Source organism: Streptomyces sp. P3 (assembly GCF_003032475.1).
Taxonomy (GTDB): Bacteria; Actinomycetota; Actinomycetes; order Streptomycetales; family Streptomycetaceae; genus Streptomyces.
This window is the reverse complement of the sequence record NZ_CP028369.1, coordinates 8,399,428-8,418,181: the sequence shown is the minus strand read 5'-3', so window position 1 is coordinate 8,418,181 and position 18,754 is coordinate 8,399,428. Positions and strand designations below refer to the sequence as shown.

Here is an 18,754-nt window from a genome sequence, read left to right as displayed (position 1 = left end):
GTGGAGTTCAGCGCCGCTGCACCGGCGTGGACGGCGACGTGCCGGGGCGAGCCGGGATCGTGGGTGCCCGTGTCGTGGGGGTCCGACGGGCGGCGAACAGCGCGGCGCGTCCGGCGTCGGTGAGTGCGACCGGCTGGCCGGCGTGCACGGGGTGGCCGGTATCCCTCACGACCAGGCCGGCGTCCTCCAGTCGCTGCAGCTTGGCGTGTGGGATGCGGGTACCGGAGGCGGCGGTGACGGACATCCGGCCGGTCAGCAGGTGTTCGTAGAGCTTGGCGCCGCCGGCGATGGCGAGCAGCGCGGCCTGGTCGTCCGTCGAGAGCTGCTGCGCGCTGGGCGCCGGGGCCGCTGCGGCGGCCTCGATGGGCTCCAGGGCGGCGAGTACCTTCTCGGCGGCGGCGTTCCGCACTTCGGCGGCCTCCTCCAGCTGGTCCACGGTGCGGTTGATGCGCGTGAACAGGGCGTCGTTGACGTCGAACTCGCCGCTGGAAAGGCGGTTGAGGAGGCGGAGGTAGAAGGTAACGCCGGTCTGGGTCTTGGCCAGCTCGCGGTGCTGGTCGACCAGGTGGGAGTGTGGCTCGTCGAGGATGCCGCGGTCGCGGCAGGCCCACAGGGTGTCGATGTCGTGGCCGGTGGCGGCTTCGAGGCGGTAGCGGGGAGACCGCACGCCGGGCTGGTGTCGGCGCGGGTTCAGGGGGCATAGGCGAGGTTCCGTGCGTTCAGCGGGTGTGGTGGTGTGCGGGGTTGTGTGCGGGACGGGGCAGACCCGGCGTTGCGGTGGGCGGTGGACCGGGCCGGGGCGCGGGAGTGCGGGTGGTCAGCTGCGGGGAGCGGGAGCGGGCCGCGTGGGTGCGGGCGCTCAGCGGCCGGCGGGTCATCCCCAGGCGGCGGCCGACCTCGTCGTAGACGTCGTTGCCCGCACGCGGCCGGATAGCGACGACGTGGATCTCCTTCGGGTGCGCGGACTCCGCGGGCGCCGGGCGGACGCCGTAGACGACCCGCCAGTCCTTGCGCGAGTCCACGAACAACTTTCGGTAGCCCTCCAGGTCACCGTCGAGGCGCAGTCCGAAGCGCTGCGCGTTCACGACTTCTTGCAGGTAGGCGAGGGCGAGGTCGCGGATATCGCTGGGGGCCTGGAGGAGATCGGTAAGCGCGCGGGGGTCGAAGCTCAGTCCGAAGGCGGGCTGTCCCTGTCCCGCGGTCATGACGTCGGCTCTGCGTCGGCTTCCGCCGTGGCCGCCGCCTCCGTGCGCGCGGACGGCGGCGGGCCGGGCAGAAGACGGTGCGCGGGCCGGTCGGGAGAGGTCATGCAGGCCGACAGCGACCCGCCCGGTGCGCGGACGGCCGCAAGGGCGTGGGTTAGGAAGTCCCGGTGCCACACGAACAGGCCGCTCAATCCGGCTTCGGGGTCCTTGTGCTGCTGGTAGGCGAGCCACAGGGCGTGGAGCCAGGCCACGACGTCGTCGTGCTCCTGCCACTGCAGGCACCAGGGCGCTGCGGTGGTGACCTCCGCCCCGTACACCGGGAGGAAGAAGTCGTCGATCCAGTCCGACAAGGCGTCGAGTTCGTCTTCGCGTTCCTCCCCGTCGAGTTCCAGGATCGGGCGGGGCTCCGGCGGAGCGGCGGCAGGCGGCCCGCCGAGCCCCGGCATGCCGAACGCGGCGAACGGCGATCCGCTCGGCTCAGGGGCGGACGCGAGGTGGTCGAGTTGCTGCGCCTGTTGCGCCGACTGCTCCATGAGCCGTCGGACGCTCGCCTCGATTCCTTCCAGCTGTGGATCGGGAATGCGTACCGGCTCCAACTCCCCATCGTCAGGGGGTTTTATGGGTTCGGGCATGAAGAAGTCGGGCCTCCTACGAGACGCGGAATGTGAGGTAGACGGAAGCGGCAATGCTCGGACCGCCGACGGGTGACAAGTCCACTTCGCCGGATTGCCGACTAGGGCGCCGGTCGCCTTGACGGGAAGCGCGCTCGCGGCTCAGGCGGTGAGAACCACGTCGTCTTGCGTGAGGGTCTCGCGGATCGTCTCGGTGAGCCGGTCAGCCGCGATCGCCGCGTAGTGCTCGGTCTTCTCCACGCCGATGAAGTCCCTGCCTTCCAGCAGAGCTGCCACCCCCGTGGAGCCGGAGCCGGCACAGAAGTCGAGCACCGTACCGCCCTCAGGACTGATCTTGACCAGCTCGCGCATCACCTCGACGGGCTTCTGCGTGATGTGCTGACGCTTCGCCCCCGAGGGCTGCGAGGCCGAGTACATGCCGGGCAGATAGACGGGGTTCCGGGAGCCGTCGATCGCCCCCTTGCTGGCCCAGACGATGAATTCACAGTTCTGGGTGAACCGGCCCTTCTGGGGCCTGGCCTGCGGCTTGTGCCAGGCCAGTACCCCGCGCCACAGCCATCCTGCCGCCTGGATCGCATCCGTCGTGATCGGGAGTTGACGCCAGTCGGTGAACAGCAGAGCGGTCCCGCCGGTCTTGGTGAGGCGGTGGGCTTCGGTCATGATCTGCGTCAGCCAGAACCCGTAGCTGCGCTGGTCCATGTTCTCGCCGGTGAAGTCCGGCAGGGTGTGCTGCGCGTCGGCGGAGGTGTACTTCTGCTTCGCGGAGCGGGTGGTGCGCTCCTTCGCGGTCCTACCGCCCGAGTTATACGGCGGATCGGTAATGACGGAGTCGACGCAACCGTCCGGAAGGCCGGCGAGAACACTGAGGGCGTCGCCCTGGTGCAGGGAAAAAGGCAAAGGGGAACCCCTATTCGGGTGCGGATTCGCGGAGAGAACTCACCGCCTCGCACAGAAATCCTCGCGGGCCGGAAGTGGGTATGCAGAGCCCAGGGCCACAGACCGAGGAAGGCGAGGGGGGAGTCCAAAAACTGTAGAGGCGAAAACGCCGACGACCAAAAAGCTGGCGTGAGGTGCCGGATTCCGATACCTCACGCCAGCTTTTTGGTCAACCGCCGATCTGGGCCTACTGTTTTTGAACCGCCCGGCGCACACCGCCGCTGACTACTCCCCTGCCCCACCTCACGGAGGTACCCCCTTGTCCCGGCACACCTAGCTCACCGCCCGGCCACGCGGAGCGAGCGGCACCTCGCCCACACCCGGCCCGCCTTGATCGCCCACCCCGGCCGCCGCGCCCTTCCCATCACGCCTCGCGCACGCGGCACGGCCGGACACTGCACCCCGAAGGACACGCTCATGACGTCTCGCCACCCGCCCATGCCCGAAAGCCCTGACCGGCGAGCGATCCGCTCCGGTTGAAGGCGCTCGCCGCCGGCATCGGCGTCGTCTTCCTCTCCCCAATCCTGATCGCCGGCACCGGCATGATGCTGGCCTCCTCCGCCGACGCCGTGCAGAGCAGCAGCTCCTTCAGCAGCTGCCTCACCGACATCGACACCGACGAGGTCGCCGAGCAGGTCACCAAGATTCTCGACGGCGCGTCCGGAAAGAACGTCCATGTCGAGGGCCTGGACCTGCCCGCCGAACAAGTCCCCAACGCGGCGACGATCGTGGCCGCCGGCCTCTCGCTCGACATCCCCAGGAAGGGACAGATCATCGCGCTCGCCACCGCGATGCAGGAGAGCCGGCTGCGCAACCTCAACTACGGGGACCGGGACTCGCTCGGCCTGTTCCAGCAGCGTCCCTCCCAGGGCTGGGGCAGTGCCCAGCAGATCCGCGATCCGGTCTACGCCTCCGAGCAGTTCTACAAGCACTTGCTCAAGGTGAGCGGCTGGCAGCAGATGACCGTCGCCCAGGCCGCCCAAGCCGTGCAGAGATCCGCCTACCCCGACGCGTATGCGCAGTGGGAGAGCCTGGCCACCGCGCTGCAGGATGCCATCGCCAAGACCTTCCCGGGCGGCGGCACCAACGCGGACAGCAAGGACGCAGACCAGGGCGAGCAAGCATCGACCGGCACGAGCGGCTGTGCTCCGGGCCAGGATGGTTCCGGCTTCGGCCGTATCCCCGAGGGAAGCGTCCCGAAGGGCTACGCGATCCCGAAGGACGCCGATCAGAAGGCGCGCAAGGCCATCGAGTGGGCGATGCACCAGCTCGGCACGCTCTACCAGTGGGGCGGCACCTGCACCAACGCTCACGGCCCCGACCCCATGGGCCGCTGCGACTGCTCCAGCCTCATGCAGCAGGCGTACGCACATGCAGGCGTCACGCTCACCCGCACCACGTATACGCAGGTCAACGAGGGCAAGGCGGTATCGCCAGCCCAACTCAAGCCCGGCGACCTGGTCTTCAGCCGCGGCATCGCCGCCCGCCCTGAGCACGTCGGCATGTACATGGGCGAGGGCCTCGTGATCGAGGCGCCGCGCACCACCAAGCCGGTCCGGATCACTCCGATCAAGGACTGGACGATTCTCGCCACCCGCCGCGTCCTCTGATCTCGGCCGGGGCTGGACCGCCCCGGCACACCATCTCTGACCGAGATTCCCCCAACAGTACGGAGCATCTTCTTGATAACCCGCCACCGCGCCCAGCGTGCCCTCGCGGCAGCCTCTCTGGGCCTGGCCGTCGCCGCCGGCGGCCTGGCCACCGCCTCCACGGCACAGGCGTACGACACCGGCTCAGCTGCAGTGCGGTCAAGGTGCGCAAGGCGCCGTCGAAGACGTCCACGGTCTTGGGCATCGGCTACCGCCGCGACAAGGTCGTCTACGACCAGTGGGTCTACAAGAAGGCCGAGAAGACCTGGTACACGCGCGGCACCGTCACCCGGAAGTCGGACGGCAAGAAGATCGGCCGCGGTTACATGATCTACAACTGCGCGAACCCGTACAAGACCAACCCCGCTCCGAAGCCGTCGATCCCAAAGTAGGGGTCTCCCACGGCCGGTTCGGCCCCTGAGTCAGCGCGCCTTCGCTGGAAGCACCGGCTCGGTCCGCAGCCTCGGCGCGACACCAGCTGCGTCCTCGTGCGAGCGATGTCGTCTCTTCACGGCCGCCGCCCGGGCCAGCCGGTTCCTCCACGGTGTCTGCCCTCCCTTTCTATGAGGCGCTGCCTCGTTCCTCCCTTTCCTTCTGTGATTCCCGCGCGCCGGGTTTCGGCGTGCCCAAGGAGCCTCCTTGCCCCTACTCGAAACCGTGCAGTACCTGGCCTACGATCCCGGCATCACGCCGTCGGGCGGTGGCCTGCCCGGCCTGAGCGTTCTGAAGAACGTCGTCAACTCGATCAACCTGTTCGGCATCATCGCCGTCGTCGGCGCTCTCGCTGTGTCGCTCGGCGTGTGGGCATGGGGCCACCACACGGGCGGTCACCAGGCCGAGGCCAATGGGAAGAAGGGCGCGGTCGTGGCCGCAGGCGCCGCCCTGGGCCTGGGCGCCGCTAACGGAATCGTCGCGTTCTTCTCGACCCTCGGGTCGCAGGTGCACTGATGAAGAAACGACTGCCTTCCCTCTCCCTATCCTCGTACGGGGCGGGCTGGTCGGCCAACCGGCGCATCGCGATCGCCGCCTCCGCCGTCGCCGTCCTGCTCGCCGTCGCCGGGATCGTCGCGCTGCTGACCGGCGGCGGCAACGGCCACCAGGCCCCGGGCACCGCCGCGCCTACCCCGAGTGGCAGCAGCCCGTCCTCCTCCGAGGCCGCCCCCAAGCCTTCCTCCGGATCCGGGTCGGTGTCCCAGCCTCCGCAGATCGCCGAACCGGTCGCCTACGACAAGGCAGCGGCCCAGATGCTGTGGTCCTACGACACCCGCGACACCAGCCGCGACCAACAACTCGCCGGCATGCGCGCCTGGATGACCACGGAGACCAAGTACGCCGACTGGGCCTCGGTCTCCGGCCAAGTGCCCGATCCGGTGCTCTGGTCGCGGATGGCCGACCAGGACCAGCACGCCACCGCCAGCGTCACCGAGGGCCACTACCCCTCCGCGTTCAAGCAGGCGCTGGCCGACGACCCGTCCGCGATCACCGAGGCGTACATCTACGTCGTCACCGTCAACGGCCAACTGCAGATCGCCTGGACAAAGGGCGGCGGCGGTGCCGAGGAACGCGCCGTGACCCTCGCCGTGCAGTGCCGTCCCAACCACGACTGCACCCTGGCCGCCATCGCCCCGAGCGTTACGCAGTGACCCGCTCCTGAGACAAGAAAGGAGGAGTAACTCCCGTTGGGTTTCTGTGATTTCCCCCTGGCAGACAAGCTGTGCGCCGTCGGCGACGCAGTCGATTTCGCCTCGGACCCCGGCAAGGCCATCGGTGACTGGATGGCGAAATCCGCCGGTGAACTGGCCGCCGCCGCAGCCGATCTGGCCGCCGAGGCCGTCAACACCACCACGAAGGTCGACCTCAACGCGTCGTGGTTCGTCGATAACTACGAGATGCTGCTGCCTCTGGGCCTGGTCCTGCTGGTCGCCACATTCTGCGCACAACTGGTCCGGGCCGCCATCCGACGCGACGGACAAGCCCTGGCACAGGCGTTCACCGGCACCATGAGCGGCGTCCTGTTCGCCTTCTGCGCCATCGCCTTCACCACGGTCGCCGTCGAAGTGGTCGATGCCGTCAGCGACGGCCTGTTCAAGACCGCCCACCTGAACATCGAGTCGGCCGTGCGACGCATCGTGAAGGTCAACCAGATCGCGGGCCTGTCCGGGATGGGCTGGCTCGTTGCGGTTGTCGCCGGCCTTGGTGCCGCCGTCGGTGCCTTCCTCTACTGGTGCGTGATGATGGTCCGCAAGGTCGGCATCCTCGTCATGGTCACGCTGGCTGTCTTCGCGTCCGCCGGCGGCGGGTGGGAGGTCGCGCGGCGCTGGCGCAAGGGCTGGATCGAGGCCACCGCCACCCTCGTCGTCTCCAAGCTCCTGATGACCGTGATCTTCGTCCTCGGTATCGCCGCCATGGGCAAAACCGAGGCCAAGGACGGCATCGCCGCTCTGGCCGACGTCATGTCCGGCATCGTGATCATGATCCTGGTGCTGCTGTGCCCCTACGCCGTCTTCAAGTTCGTGCACTGGGCGGCCGACGGGACCGACGGCGAGTCCATCCACCGGGCCGGCGGCCCCGGAGCGCAGATCGCCAGGGCGCATGCCGAGAACGCCGCCCGTAAGGCCGCCGCGGCTGCGGCCACTGCTGGAACCGGTGGCGCTGCCGCCGGAGCAGGCGCCGCACCGCAGGGTCCCGACGCCGCTGGCGGGGGCGGTTTCCCCGGCGACGTCGCCGCCACCCCGACCGGCGGCGGAGGGGGCAAGGAAGGTTCGCAGGACGGCGGAACGGGCATCTCGCCCGGTGGCGACGCGGTCAAGTCCGGTCTGGAGAAAGCCGTCCAGCCCGCGCCGACGAGCGTGTCCGACGACACCAGCGGCCAGATGGGCGGCAGCCCAGGGCCGGGCGGGCCCGGAGCGAACGCCGCCTCCGGCCAGGGCAGCGGATGGCAGTCCGCGCCGCCGACCACCACCGCGCCGCCGCAGGGCGCACCCCCGCCCTCTAGCTCACAGAACGCCACGTCCAGCGGGTCGGCCTCACCTCCTCCGCCGCCGACCGGCCTCTGATCCCCTGCCCGTCCACCGGGGGCGGGACGTGCGCTGCACCTCCCGTCCCCGGGTTCCCCCGCGTCTCCAGGAACCGCCCCTTGACTGATCTCTCCGTCGCCCCGGTCACGGTGAAGTTCCCTCACCGGTCCCGCCGCGGCATCCTCCTCGGCCTCTCCCTGCCCCAACTCATCCTCGTCTCCTGCACACTGGCGCTACTGCTGATGACGGTGGTCTCCACCGGACTGCTCGGCGCCGTCGCCCTGGCCCCGCTGTGGGCGGCATCCGGTGCCCTCGTCACAATCCGCCGGCACGGCCGCTCCCTCATCGACTGGGCGCCAATCGTCGCCCGCTACGCACACCGCCGCCGCACCGACCAGACCCTCTGGCTCGCCCGGCCCGTCACCCGGCCCCGGCAGGACGGCATCCTCCACCTGCCCGGCACCACCGCCTCCCTCAAGGTGGTCACCCCCGGCGACTCCGCCAACGGCGCCGCGGCCGTGCACGACCCACAACAGCAGACCCTGACCGCCATCGCCCGCGTCACCAGCCGCGCCTTCGCCCTCCTCGACCCCGCCACCCAGAACCACAACGTGAGCAGTTGGGGCCGCGCGCTAGGTCGTGTCTTCAATTGATCTTGAGTGGTGGATCATGGTCGGGTGATACGTCGCCATGAACTGTCCGATGAGGAGTGGGAGTTCCTCCGTCCGCTGCTGCCCGAGTCCTTGCGTGGGCGGAAGCGGTTGGACGACCGCACCGTGCTCAACGGGATCGTGTGGAAGTTCCGGACCGGCACCGCCTGGCGGGACGTGCCCGAGCGGTACGGCCCCTGGCACACACTGCACACCCGCTTTCGACGGTGGGCCCTGGACGGCACCTTCGAGCGGATGCTCCAGGCCGCCCAGGCCCGGGCGGACGCGGCGGGAGAGATCGACTGGCTGGTGTCGGTCGACTCCACCGTCGTACGCGCCCACCAGCATGCCGCCGGGGCCCGAAAAGGGGGCGCCGCAGCCCCGCGCTCGGACGCTCCCGGGGCGGCCTGACCAGCAAAATACACCTGGCCTGCGATGCCTTCGGGCGTCCGCTCGCCTTCGTGCTCACGGGCGGCAACACCAACGACTGCACCCAGTTCACCACCGTGATGGAGGCAATCCGGGTGCCCCGCCTCGGTCCGGGACGGCCGCGGGTGCGGCCCGCTCATGTGCTGGGCGACAAGGGCTACAGCTCCCGCGCGATACGCACCTGGCTGCGACGCCGCGGCATCGCTCACACCATCCCCGAGCGGGCCGACCAGATCCGCAACCGGCTGCGGCGCGGCAGCCGAGGCGGGCGCCCGCCGGCCTTCGACAAACAGCTCTACAAGCGGCGCAACGTCGTGGAACGGTGCTTCAACCGCCTCAAGCAGTGGCGCGGCATCGCGACCCGCTACGACAAGACCGCCGAGTCCTACCAGGCAGCCGTCACCCTCGCCTCGCTCCTGATGTGGGCGTGACATTTGAAGACAGCTCCTAGCGGGCATCGCCCGCACCGGGCACGTCGCCACCGTCCAGGTGCTGGAGCGCACCGTTCCCGACAGCAGCGACACCCTCACCCGCCACTGGACCCACAACGGACAGCCCCAGACCCCGGTGGCCGGGCAGATCTACTCCGAGCTGGTCGCCTCGGCCGGCCCCGCCGCCGCCCCTCACGAGACCTACCTCGCCATCTCCCTCGACCTCAAGGCCGCCCGGCGCCTGATCAGTCAGGCCGGCGGAGGGCTGCCCGGGGCGTTCACAGTCATGGAGCAGACCACCGCGTCCATCGCCCAGGCCGCCCGTAACGCCGGGCTCCAGGTCACCGGGTGGCTGAGCGCGCGGGAGATCGCCGCCGTTATCCGCACCGCCTACGACCCAAAGGCGCTCGCCGCCCTCCAGCAGTGGTCCGAGACCGGCCGCGCCGAGGCCGATCCCGCAGCCGCCGGGCCCGTCGTCCAGTTCGAGGAGTACGACCGGCTCGCCACCGACAGCGCACGGCACGCGACGTACTGGGTGGAGAACTGGCCGAGGACGGAGATGGGGGCCGGCTTCCTGCACGGGATCATGTTCACGGCCGGCGTGCGGCGCAGCCTCTCCCTTATTTACGTGCCGCAGGGACTCGAGTCCGCGCTGCGAGACGTCCAGCGGAAGAAGGCGGCGATCATCGCCGACGCCAACGAGAGGGCCCGCCGGGGGCAGGTCGACAGCGAGGAAGACTCCGTCGAGTACGCCGACGTCAAGCAGCGTGAGCGCCAGCTCATCGCCGGACATGCCGACGTGGCCCTGACCGGCCTGGTCACCGTCACTGCCGAGACCGACGCCCTCCTGGACGCCGCCTGCGCACAGATCGAGACCCACGCCGTCACCTCCGGCGTCGATCTCCGACGGCTCAACTACCAGCAGCCGGACGCCTTCACCCTCACCGCGCTCCCCCTCGCACGGACCGCCCTGTGAGCGGGGCCCGTCCCCGCCGGTCAGCGCCGTGGCGACCGCCGCTCTTCGATCATCCGTCACCGCCCCTGCCTGCCGGCAGGAAGGAAGGACCACCACCTTTGACCTCGCTCACACCTCCGGACGACGCGCACCCCTACCTTCGCGCCGCGAGCGCCGGCGTCCGCCATCACACCCGGGCCCTGGCACTGTCCCCCGCGAACCCGCCCCGGCCGGCGGACCGGCTGCACCTTGACGTGCTGCACGCCCACCTCACCGCCCTGCACCAGCTCGTGGACCGGCTTGCCGAAAACACCCGGCCTGCGCACCCCGCCGCCGGCCGCCACCTTGCCACCGCGCACACCCGCCTCTGGCAGGCCACCAGCGATGTCCACTCCGCCTTCCACCTGCTGCCCAACAGCGCAGCAGCAGAAGCCGAGTCGAGCGCATGCCATCCGGAGCGGCTTCCTGAGGGACCGCCCGTGCTCACGATCTGCCAGCGCCACCTCGCCGCCGGGCATGTCATCCGCCGCAAGACCACCCCCACCGACCTCCGCCCGCACACCACAGCCTGCGTGCGATGAGCACTGCCCGCAGAAACGAGGGCCACCGATGAACCACCGGCCCGCACGGCGCGCCCGCCGCGCCTCCGCCAGCCCGCTCTTCACCCCCCACGGCACCGACCGCGCCAGCCGCAAGGCCGCCCGTCGCCAGCTCGCCGAGGCCACCGCCAGGGCCCGCGCGAAAGCCAGTGCCCACCAGTGCGAGACCGCGTCCGCCGCGCACGAGATGCCCGCCGCGCTTTACCCGGCGAACGGACGTCCCGGACCCGACTCCGCGCGGGGGAACCGGCTGAAACTGCCCGCCCACCGCATGACCACCGCGGTCGCGGCCGGTGCCTATCCCTTCCTCGCCGAAGGCGGACTCGGCGCCGAGGGCATCTACATCGGGCGCGACGTACACGCGGAAGCGTCCTTCGTCTTCGATCCGTTCGCGCTGTACGGCAAGGTCGAGGGATTCACCAACCCCAACCTCCTGCTCGCCGGGGTCATCGGCCAGGGCAAGAGCGCACTCGCCAAGAGCTTCGCGCTGCGTTCGGTGGCCTTCGGATACCGGGTATACGTCCCGTGCGACCCGAAGGGAGAATGGACGCCGGTGGCACAAGCCCTCGGCGGCCGGTCCGTCGCTCTCGGCCCCGGACTGCCCGGACGGCTGAACCCCCTGGACGCGGTCCCGCGCCCGCACAGCGTCTCCGAGGACGACTGGGTCGGCGAGATCCGCAAACGGCGCCTGCTCCTGCTCGGCTCCCTGGCCCGGACGGTCCTGGGCCGCGACCTGATGCCCATGGAGCACACCGCCCTGGACGTCGCCCTGGACGCCGTCGTCACCCGCGCCGTCCACACTGGCCGCACCCCGCTGCTCGGCGATGTCGCCGCCACCCTCAACAACCCCAGCGCGCTCGACGAGGCCGCCGGGATGATGTCGGGCCAACTCGGCGACGCCGCACGCGACCTGGCCCACGCCATGCGCCGCCTCGTCCACGGTGATCTGGCCGGCATGTTCGACGCCCCTTCCACCGTCGCCTTCGACCCGAACGCACCGATGCTCACCATCGACCTCTCCCGGCTCGGCGGATCCGGCGACGACACCGCCCTCGTCCTGGCGATGACCTGCGCGAGTGCCTGGATGGAGTCCGCCCTCTCCGACCCGTCCGGCGGCCGGCGCTGGATCGTGTACGACGAGGCGTGGCGGTTGATGCGGCACGTCGGCCTGCTGCAGCGCATGCAGGCCCAGTGGAAGCTCTCACGCGGCCTCGGCATCGCCAACCTCATGGTGATCCACCGGCTGTCTGACCTGCTCACCGCCGGCGACGCCGGATCACAGGGCCGGGCCTTGGCCGAGGGCCTCCTCGCCGACTGCAGCACCCGCATCATCTACCGCCAGGAGACCGACCAACTCCACGCCGCGGCCTCGCTGCTCGGCCTGACCTCCGTCGAAATGGACGCCATCGCCCACCTCAACCGAGGGCGTGGCCTGTGGAAAGTCGCCGGACGATCTTTCATCGTGCAGCACCTCCTGCACGCGTACGAGCTGGCGCTCTTCGACACCGACGCCCGAATGCATAAAAAAGCCGCAAAAGACTCATGAAATCTGATATCCGGCGTGAATTGATCCCGCGCGCCACCACGCTCCACCTCATCGACGCGATCAACGCCGTGAGGGGCAAACTCTCCGGCGCGTTCGAGCAGTGGGAGTTGCTGGACGACACCGGTCGCGTCCCGGCCTCGCCGTCCTACACCGCGCTTCTCCAGCACGTCACCGGCGCACAGACGCTCGCCCGTGATGTCGTCCAGCTGACCGCGGACTTCGCCCGGACCACCTCCAGTACGAACCGTGCCGGCAGCGCCGTCCTCGCTCATCTGGCGTCGGCGGTCACCCTGTCGAGCCAGGCCGTAGCGCACTTCGCCGAGACCGCGCAGACCGCGCTCTCACCGCCCCGGCCGCACAGCGAGAACGACAGCTGCGTCCGTGACAACCGCATGGTCGTCGAACACGCGACGGCGCGTTCCTGTCTGCGGCGCGCGGCACAGGCGCTCGGTGACGCGGTCCAGGAACTCACCGACCACCTCGACTTCCACCGCTTCTTCCTCACGCCCTCCCACCGCCCAAGCCCGGTACCGCCGCCCAAACCGCGCGGTCGCCACCGCTGACCCGGACCGGCCCCACCCTTTCAAGGAGCCCTCTGAACCGCCCCGCCCACCTAAGCGACGCCGACTGGGCCGACTACCAGCAGTGCCAGGCCGAGCACGACGACCTCATCGCACAAGTCGCCGAACGCGAAGCCCAGATGGAACACGACCTGATCGCCGCCTACGACGACTACGAACTCGGTTTCGCTCCCGTGCCGAAGCCCGAAGCCGACCCCGCACGCCGGACACCTCCGTCCCACCACGCGCCGGCCACCCGCAGGAGGAACCGTGGCCGCTGACCAGGAGAACACTCCAGAGGCCCGCCGCGCGACTGCGCTGGCACCGCTTCCCGACCACCGCAACGTGGACACGCCGTGGTGGCAGGAGCTGTGGCGCCGCCACGCGCACATCACCACGCCACTGCGAGAGCGCGGGCTGGAGTGCGACATCGAGTTCGGCCTCAGCGCCTACATCGTGCGGGTATCCCTCCCCGACGGCAGTTGCCTGATCATCGGTCCGCCGCAGGAGCCCCCATCCGACCGCCCGCCGGGACATCCGGAGGGCTGGATCGCGACCCGCGAGCACCCCGACGACACGTCGCTGTCCGAGGTCCTCTACGACTCGGCACCCTCTGACGACCCCGGTGCACCCCAGCGGCCCGAAGCCCGGCACGGCGGCAGCGCCCAGCCCCTGATCGAGGCGATCGACCATCGCCTCGATCAGCTCGGACTGCTGCCAACTCCCTCCTCGCCCACCGCCCGTACGCCCGTGTCCGCAGCCGAGCCGGCGCTCCGCACCCCCGAGCCCGCGGACGTCTCCGGCAATGCGGACCGCACCTTCGTCTACGGCGACGTACTCCTCGCTCTCACCGACCGGCTCAACGCCACCGAGTCACCTGCGGACGCCGCCGCCCTGCTGCACCAAATCCTGGACCCCACCAGCGGCCTGCTGGAACGGCTCAGCGAGTTCTTCGAAGCAGCCGCGGAAAAGGCCAGGGAATCCGAGCAGGACGACGGATTCGACCTCCACTACGACCTTCAGGACGCGGCGGCCACCCTGCGCAGTCTCGGCGAGGACCTGCACACCGCTGTCGACCGCATGCGTGCCCTGGCCCCCGCGCGCCGGACCACCCGGGCCGGTCTCCCGCCGGGCCCGAGCCCGGGGCCACCGACGGCGACCATCCCCGTGCCCGGCCGCACCCGGTGAACCAGGCACACCTGACGCTCACTGCGCCCTCGCCCGGCTCAAAGACCAGGAATGTGCCGCCTTCCCGAAATGGCGAGGTCCACCAGCCGCAGGCCCCACTTCGTGGACTTCCGCCCGGCAGGGACGTGGCCCGGACGGCGGTCGGCGTCGCCTCCGGGGAGGTACACGGTGCGCTATCTCGGCACTCCCTCAGGGCCTGAGATTCGGGCTGCGATGAGCGCCGGACGCATCGGCTGTATGACCACCCCGGCGCAAGGCAGCCGGATCCCCGAGGGTGCGCTGTATGCCTGTGACAACTCCAAGTTCGGCAGCGACGGCAAGGGCCGCTACTGGCCCGGAGCCCAAGCGTGGTTCGCCTGGCTGCACCGGACCGTTGAACGGTACGGGCCGGATCGCTGCCTGTGGGCGCTCGCCCCGGACCAGCCGTTCGACGCCGCCGGCACCCTCACCGAGTCCCTGCCGTGGCTGGCCCGCATCCGCGAACTCGGCGTGCCCGCGGCCTACGCGGCCCAGGACGGCTGCGATACACCCGGGCTGCTGCCCTGGGACGACTTCGACGTCCTGTTCCTGGCCGGATCGACCGAGTGGAAACTCGGCCCCGTCGCCGAACGGCTGGCCCGCGAGGCGAAGGCCCGCGGCAAAGGCGTGCACATGGGCCGCGTCAACTCCCGGATCAGGCTGGGGATAGCCGAGTGGTTCGGCTGCGACAGTGCCGACGGCACCTACCTCGCGTTCGGGCCCGACAAGAACCTGCCCAAACTTCTGAGCTGGCTCGACGAACTCGACGGCCGCCCCTCCCTCGTCGGCGGCACACACCCCTTCGCCGCCCCCGACGCTCCGTCGACGGCTCCGCCTCCGCGAGCAGACCTCCGACGACGTGTACCGCCAGGTCACGAGGCTGCCATGAGATCGAAGAAATACCCGCCCACGGCGACAAGCGATGTAGCCCCCGCCCTCCCGACACCACGAGGTCCCCGTGCCAGAACCCGCTGAACAGTCGACGCCACACCGGTCGCAGCAGCAGAACCTCGAACTGCGCAGTACCTCCGAGCCCCTCGAACTGCTCGACCACACCGACCACGTCCCGGACGATGGCGGGTCACCGGCCGGAGCTTCATCGTCCGACGTCAACTCCATTCGCACGAGCCTGGCGTTGTTCGACACTGACGGACCTGCAGACAAGCCCATGCCCGCCATTAGCCTCGGCGATCACGACCAGATCGGTGTCATCGCCCTCACCAGCAACGACGCCCCCGCTGCAGCCCACACCCTTCTTACCGACCACGGCATCTGGCGCCCACGAGGCGTCTTCGGCTCCATCCTGATCCACGACAGGTACGACCACGACGTTCCGGCCCGCCTCACGCGGTTCCTCGCCGATGCCGACCGGCAAGGCATCGGCGTGGAATACCACCTGCCCCGCATCTTCGCGGACGCCGGTTCTCCCGCTGCGGGCCAGCGCGTCGAAGAACTGTGGTGCGACAACCAGCAACGGGAGTACCGCCGTTCACAGCGTGAGACCGTCCGCATCGCCACCTCCGGCAGCGATCTGGAGTCCCTCACCCATGGCCTGTGTCACCGTCTGCCCGGCGAATGGGTTTCCTGCATCACCGACTTCGCCGATCCGGACAGCCAGCTCGACTTCTTCGACGACCTGTGGGACAACGCGTCTTTGGCCAGTGCCTGGATGCAATTCCGCGTTCCCCGCGCCGCGATTCTCACCGGCCCCAGCCGCCTTGAGCTCGTCGTGATCGACCGCCCGCTGCATCGCGGGCAGGTCCTCGTCGGCGCGCGATCTCTGCACGGCATCACCCACGACTACTTCGGCGACGACAACGCCCCGCACGCGATCGCAGTCCCCGCCGAGGCAGTCCGCGCCGCGCACACCGTCTCCCGGCGGCTCCTGCCCCGCTACCGCCAGGCCGCCTGGCGCCTCCGGAACCCATGACCGCGTCCCGCACCGATCTGTCCGCCTCCGAGGGCCCACCGACCCGCCCGCCCACAGCAGCGCCCGGCATACAGCCGACGGCGGGCACTTCGTCCTCAGCACAGCGGTAGACGCCCCCGCCCATCCTGGAGTTCCCCTGTCCGATCCTGACCAGCGGATGCTGCTGCACGACGTGGCCGACCGGCTCAACACCGTGGCCGACCACCTCCCGCTCCCCGACCAGATCCAACCGGACCCGGCCCTGAGCGAGATCCTGGACGACGAAGTCCGCCACCTGGCCAGCCTGCTGACCTACCTCGTCGGCGAGAGCGCCTTCCGCCACCGGGCCGCCGCCCGCTACCCGACCCGCGTCACGGCCACCCACCGCAGCACCACGCTCGCGCTCGCCCAAGCGGCCGAGCCCACCAGTGCCGCGCTCGCCGCACTCGGCTCGGCCGTGCGCCACCTCGGCGTCCTCGCCGACCTCACCCACCAAGCACCTGGTCCCGCCCGCACCCGGGCGATCGCCTCCACTTACCCGGGTCTCGTGGACCGGCTCGGTGAGAGCCGCACCTGCCTCGCCCGCGCCGCGAAGCAACTACGTGCCGCCGATACACGGGCGGCACCAGCCGTGACCGCGCCGTCCCCGCCGACGGCATCCGCCACCGCATCCCGTACCCGCTAACCCGCTATTTCCCGGAGCCTCCTGATTCCCCTGCACACCTCCGCACGCCGCACCGCCCTCCTGCTCACTGCCGCATCCGTCGCGCTGACCGCGTCCGCCTGCGCCACTTCCGGCAGCCCGGACGCCGACACCACAGCCAGGGCCACCCGCAGCAGCGCCTCCCCCACCCCGACCGCCGAGCCGGCACTGACAAAGAAGGAGGCCCTCGCCCAGATCTCCCACTACTCCAAGATCAACAACGAGGCCAACACCGACCGCGCCCGGCGCCTGCTCGACACGGTCGAGGACGGCCCGCTGTACGCGATGTCCATCTCGGACTACACCGAGATGTAGGTTCGCATTTCGCGTGTCCCTTTCCAATTAGTGGTGGCCTTTGTCCGGCCCAAAGGACAGCGCGGTGAGACGAACTGCTGTCTGATCGTTCACTCGTCGTAGTGCTGTTCCCGGCCCCGTTCTATGCAGCGGTCCCCTTCAGCTCGATTGTGGAGACGTCGCAGCTGGTCGGGACCGGGAGCTCTGCGCCCCGCTCTGGCTGCTCGGAGGTGGGGCATGTCGCGGGTGATTGACGAAGTCTCGATGAGTCTCCGTCGTACGAACGGAAAGATCGACGAGGACCTGATCTGGTCGACGTCGGGAGTCGATGTCTTCGAGCCCTCCATCCCGTGGCGTACGTTCCGCTGGCGCAACGGGCAGAAGCACTACTCCGGCACGCACTGGTCTTCCACCATGCGGGACCACGTCGTCTACGAGTCCCGCCTTGAGCTGACACGCCTGCTCTACGCCGACTTCGACCAGAACGTGACGGCCGTCTTCGCCCAGCCGTTCCTCCTCACCACCACCGTGGACGGGCGGAAACGTCGCCACGTCCCGGACTACCTCGTACTGCGCGAGAAGGACGTTCCACTGGTCGTGGACGTCAAACCGCGGCACTTGCTCACCCGACCGAAGGTGAACTTCGCGCTCGCCTGGGCCCGCGAGGTCGTCCTGTCACGCGGCTGGGACTTCGAAGTATGGTCCGAGCCGCCCGAGGGCGAGTTGGCCAACCTGCGCTTCCTCGCGGGCTATCGCCGAGACTGGCTCTTCGACGAAGACCTGCTCACGGAGATACGGCAGGCGGATCTACACGGGGCGACCCTGAGCGAGGCGTTTCACGCCTTCCCTCGACACCCCGACTGGAAGGTACGGGCCGCCGTCCTGCGGCTGTTGTGGAGCCAGCACTTCGTGACCGACCTGACGGAGGTCTTGTCCCGGCGGCACGTCCTGGCCAGGGGCCGGCCACGGTGGTCGGCTCCGGTCGACGCGACCTCCCTCATCCCATCGACGCGTCCGAGCTCGACGGCGGTGACGACGAACCGGCCTATCGAATACGGGGATCTCGTTCGGGAGGACATGTGAACGGAGCCGCGGTACGTGTCGGGGTGGGCACGAGGCTGAAGTACGACGGCGAAGTCGTCGTGGTGGAAGAGATGTTCGGCTCGGCCGCGGGCAACGAGCTCCTGGTCCGCGATGCGGCCGACCGCAGGTTCCGGCTGTCCTTGAGAGTGGCGCTCTCCTCGGGCCGGGCCACGGTCATCGCGACCGGGCCGGGGCCGGAGGCCGACGAGGACGGCGAGACGGCCTCGGTGCTGTTCGCTCTGCTCAGCGAGGAGGAGCTGGCCGAGGTCAGGGAACGGGCCGCGCATGTCAACGAGGTTCTGACCGGCTTTCGTTCGGGCAGTGAGAAGGCGCCGGAGCCGGGCGAACCGCGGGCGCAGTACGCGGCCACAGTGCCCAAACTGCAGCGCTACGAAACGAAAGCCACCGAGGTGGGCGTGAGCGTGAGAACCATCAAGCGATGGGTGCGCGCCTTCCTGCTTGACCGCGAGGCCGGGCTGGTGCACGGCGGCCCGGATCGCGGAAGCGGGGACATGGGCAGGCTCGGCCGGGCCGATGAGCGGTGGGTGGAGATGGCCCTGGAGATCATGGCCGAGCACGGGCAGGAGTCGGAGTCAAAACCGACCCGCGCGAAGGTGATCCGCGCCGTCGGCCCGCGACTGGAGGCCCGCTACGGCAAGGGCGAGGTGAAGCTGCCGACCCGGGCGACCGCGTACCGATGGCTGGAGGAGCTGGAGCGGCGGCTGCCGACGTTCCGCCTCAGCACGAAACGCAACCGGGACATCGCCTCCCGGCCGCCGGGCGCGTACGGAAAGCTGCGGCCGACCAGGCCGGGCGAGTACCTGCTGATGGACACCACACGCCTGGACGTCTTCGCGATGGACCCGATCACGCTGAAGTGGGTGCAGGCCGAGCTGACCCGTCGCGATGGACTGGTACGACCGGTGCGTAACGGGGGATCCGGGTGACGC

At 69.9% G+C, this 18,754-nt stretch carries 19 protein-coding genes and 3 pseudogenes; 18 read left to right on the top strand and 4 right to left on the bottom strand.

The window, feature by feature from the left end; all coding sequences use genetic code 11:
- Positions 1-7: 7 nt before the first annotated feature.
- From C6376_RS37230 to C6376_RS37215, 4 genes are all read right to left on the bottom strand, one after another.
- Positions 8-667 carry a hypothetical protein gene (locus tag C6376_RS37230; protein WP_367881072.1) on the bottom strand — a complete coding sequence of 220 codons (660 nt, stop codon included), beginning with the start codon at positions 665-667 and terminating at the stop codon, positions 8-10.
- A 52-nt stretch (positions 668-719) separates the two neighbouring features.
- Entirely contained in the window at positions 720-1,205 is a 486-nt protein-coding gene (locus C6376_RS37225; protein ID WP_107447417.1) for a hypothetical protein, read from the bottom strand.
- Positions 1,202-1,738 (bottom strand): DUF4913 domain-containing protein, encoded by a 537-nt coding sequence (locus C6376_RS37220; protein WP_173985953.1) that lies wholly within the window; start codon positions 1,736-1,738, stop codon positions 1,202-1,204. The genes C6376_RS37225 and C6376_RS37220 overlap by 4 nt, the downstream gene beginning before the upstream one ends.
- 240 nt (positions 1,739-1,978) lie before the next feature.
- A complete protein-coding gene (locus C6376_RS37215) occupies positions 1,979-2,734 on the bottom strand; it encodes a site-specific DNA-methyltransferase (protein WP_107447415.1) in 756 nt (251 codons plus the stop codon).
- 515 nt (positions 2,735-3,249) lie between these two features.
- Between C6376_RS37215 and C6376_RS37210 the strand changes: the two genes are divergently transcribed.
- From C6376_RS37210 to C6376_RS45910, 18 genes and pseudogenes are all read left to right on the top strand, one after another.
- Positions 3,250-4,383 (top strand): C40 family peptidase, encoded by a 1,134-nt coding sequence (locus C6376_RS37210; protein ID WP_107447414.1) that lies wholly within the window; start codon positions 3,250-3,252, stop codon positions 4,381-4,383.
- A gap of 203 nt (positions 4,384-4,586) precedes the next feature.
- Positions 4,587-4,814, top strand: a complete 228-nt coding sequence (locus C6376_RS45920) for a hypothetical protein (protein ID WP_254076232.1) — start codon at positions 4,587-4,589, stop codon at positions 4,812-4,814.
- A gap of 247 nt (positions 4,815-5,061) precedes the next feature.
- Positions 5,062-5,370, top strand: coding sequence for a DUF6112 family protein (locus tag C6376_RS37200; protein ID WP_061334899.1), 309 nt, complete (start codon positions 5,062-5,064; stop codon positions 5,368-5,370).
- Positions 5,370-6,065, top strand: coding sequence for a hypothetical protein (locus C6376_RS37195; RefSeq protein WP_107447413.1), 696 nt, complete (start codon positions 5,370-5,372; stop codon positions 6,063-6,065). The genes C6376_RS37200 and C6376_RS37195 overlap by 1 nt, the downstream gene beginning before the upstream one ends.
- 36 nt (positions 6,066-6,101) lie before the next feature.
- A complete protein-coding gene (locus C6376_RS37190; protein WP_107447412.1) occupies positions 6,102-7,478 on the top strand; it encodes an ATP-binding protein in 1,377 nt (458 codons plus the stop codon).
- Positions 7,479-7,558: 80 nt separating this feature from the next.
- Positions 7,559-8,074 (top strand): annotated as a pseudogene (locus C6376_RS37185) (SCO6880 family protein); the annotation flags it as partial.
- A gap of 45 nt (positions 8,075-8,119) precedes the next feature.
- Positions 8,120-8,949 (top strand): annotated as a pseudogene (locus tag C6376_RS37180) (IS5 family transposase).
- Positions 8,950-8,965: 16 nt separating this feature from the next.
- Positions 8,966-9,925 (top strand): annotated as a pseudogene (locus C6376_RS37175) (SCO6880 family protein); the annotation flags it as partial.
- Positions 9,926-10,023: 98 nt separating this feature from the next.
- Positions 10,024-10,485 carry a DUF6238 family protein gene (locus C6376_RS37170; RefSeq protein ID WP_107447411.1) on the top strand — a complete coding sequence of 154 codons (462 nt, stop codon included), beginning with the start codon at positions 10,024-10,026 and terminating at the stop codon, positions 10,483-10,485.
- 28 nt (positions 10,486-10,513) lie between these two features.
- Positions 10,514-12,049, top strand: a complete 1,536-nt coding sequence (locus tag C6376_RS37165; RefSeq protein ID WP_107447410.1) for a VirB4 family type IV secretion system protein — start codon at positions 10,514-10,516, stop codon at positions 12,047-12,049.
- Entirely contained in the window at positions 12,046-12,612 is a 567-nt protein-coding gene (locus C6376_RS37160) for a hypothetical protein (RefSeq protein ID WP_173985809.1), read from the top strand. The genes C6376_RS37165 and C6376_RS37160 overlap by 4 nt, the downstream gene beginning before the upstream one ends.
- A gap of 137 nt (positions 12,613-12,749) precedes the next feature.
- Positions 12,750-12,890 carry a hypothetical protein gene (locus tag C6376_RS44120; protein ID WP_159083375.1) on the top strand — a complete coding sequence of 47 codons (141 nt, stop codon included), beginning with the start codon at positions 12,750-12,752 and terminating at the stop codon, positions 12,888-12,890.
- The gene (locus C6376_RS37150) at positions 12,880-13,797 is read left to right on the top strand and encodes a hypothetical protein (RefSeq protein WP_107447408.1); all 918 of its coding nucleotides are present in this window, start codon (positions 12,880-12,882) and stop codon (positions 13,795-13,797) included. Before C6376_RS44120 ends, C6376_RS37150 begins: the two co-directional genes overlap by 11 nt.
- Positions 13,798-14,010: 213 nt before the next feature.
- Positions 14,011-14,790, top strand: a complete 780-nt coding sequence (locus tag C6376_RS37145) for a hypothetical protein (protein WP_173985806.1) — start codon at positions 14,011-14,013, stop codon at positions 14,788-14,790.
- Positions 14,774-15,745 carry a hypothetical protein gene (locus tag C6376_RS37140; protein ID WP_107447406.1) on the top strand — a complete coding sequence of 324 codons (972 nt, stop codon included), beginning with the start codon at positions 14,774-14,776 and terminating at the stop codon, positions 15,743-15,745. Before C6376_RS37145 ends, C6376_RS37140 begins: the two co-directional genes overlap by 17 nt.
- Before the next feature lie 157 nt (positions 15,746-15,902).
- Positions 15,903-16,409, top strand: coding sequence for a hypothetical protein (locus C6376_RS37135; RefSeq protein ID WP_107447405.1), 507 nt, complete (start codon positions 15,903-15,905; stop codon positions 16,407-16,409).
- Positions 16,410-16,985: 576 nt separating this feature from the next.
- Positions 16,986-17,804, top strand: a complete 819-nt coding sequence (locus tag C6376_RS45915; RefSeq protein ID WP_254076231.1) for a TnsA-like heteromeric transposase endonuclease subunit — start codon at positions 16,986-16,988, stop codon at positions 17,802-17,804.
- Positions 17,801-18,751 (top strand): hypothetical protein, encoded by a 951-nt coding sequence (locus C6376_RS45910; RefSeq protein WP_254076230.1) that lies wholly within the window; start codon positions 17,801-17,803, stop codon positions 18,749-18,751. The genes C6376_RS45915 and C6376_RS45910 overlap by 4 nt, the downstream gene beginning before the upstream one ends.
- Positions 18,752-18,754: the final 3 nt, after the last annotated feature.